Origin of the sequence: Bartonella sp. OC16QHHD, from assembly GCF_042194035.1 — a bacterium.
Classification (GTDB): Bacteria; Pseudomonadota; Alphaproteobacteria; order Rhizobiales; family Rhizobiaceae; genus Bartonella.
In genome coordinates this window covers 1-1,060 of sequence record NZ_JBHIMJ010000087.1, presented here as the reverse complement: position 1 = coordinate 1,060, position 1,060 = coordinate 1, and the positions used below count along the sequence as shown (strand labels likewise).

The window sequence follows — 1,060 nt, the reverse complement described above, 5'->3', positions numbered from 1 at the left end:
TTTAGCAATTTTATATTTAGTTAAAGAAAGGGAATTGGGGTATGTCCATTAAATTACCATGGACGAGGCTTTTTGCAGACAGATGGCTTCTTACTCTTGGTTGTTTGTCGCCGACCGAGAAATGTATCTATGTCATGTTGCGACTTCTAATGCTCCATACTGGTGAACCTATTTTAAAGGACTTAACGGTATTAGCTTTTTGGGTTGGTTATCCAGTAGAAGAGTTTGAAGCAGCTTTGAATTCCTTGATTGAAGGTGGATTCATCATACGTTTAGACAATGGTGGGTTGTGGAATTCAGAAGTTGAAAAAGAACTCAATAACGTCACTGAAGAGCTAGATAATTTCACTTGCAATAATAATAAAGAAAGGGAGGTGAAGTATGTCAACTAAGTTGCCATGGACGAGGCTTTTTTCTTCACAATGGATTGTTGACGTTAGTGGCATGAGTATAGTGGAAAAAGGTCTTTATATGACACTTGTCTTATATATGTATGAAGAGCGCCGCCCTATTATTGAAGATGCTCCAAAATTAGCACGGTGGGCTGGCTGTTCAGTGAGAGTCNGATCATACGTTTAGAAGATGGTCGTTTGTGGAGTTTAAGAGTTGAAGAGGAACTCAATAACTCAAATGATAATTTAAATAAGTTTTCAGAAAGAGCACAAAAGGCAGCAAAGGCAAGATGGGATAAAAATACAACTTATGCTCGTAATGATGCTAAAAATGCTAATAGCAATGCTACAAGCAATGCTTATGCAATGCTAGATGATGCCATTAACATTAACATTAACAATAACAATAACAAAAAAAATAAAAATATTATTTTATCAAAAAGAGAAATTGATTTTGAAAATTTAGAAACAAACGATTTGGTTGACGAGCCAATCGAGTGTGATGATGTTCAATCAGAACAAATCAAAACGATAGAAACCAAACAACCAATCATTCGCGAGCAAAATACCAACACTTCAAACAAAGCTAACAACCGATGGCAAATTGACGAAGCGATGATTGCGAAATTGCCTTCACGAAAAGTTAAAAAGGTTGGAAAACAACTTTC

At 35.9% G+C, this 1,060-nt stretch carries 2 protein-coding genes and 1 pseudogene; all 3 read left to right on the top strand.

What is annotated here, in order from left to right; all coding sequences use genetic code 11:
- Positions 1-41: 41 nt before the first annotated feature.
- On the top strand, positions 42-392 hold the full coding sequence (locus ACFIK1_RS08830; RefSeq protein ID WP_375662608.1) for a DUF1376 domain-containing protein: 351 nt from the start codon (positions 42-44) through the stop codon (positions 390-392).
- Positions 382-579 carry a DUF1376 domain-containing protein gene (locus ACFIK1_RS08825; protein ID WP_375662607.1) on the top strand — a complete coding sequence of 66 codons (198 nt, stop codon included), beginning with the start codon at positions 382-384 and terminating at the stop codon, positions 577-579. Before ACFIK1_RS08830 ends, ACFIK1_RS08825 begins: the two co-directional genes overlap by 11 nt.
- 11 nt (positions 580-590) lie before the next feature.
- Positions 591-1,060 (top strand): annotated as a pseudogene (locus ACFIK1_RS08820) (hypothetical protein); the annotation flags it as partial.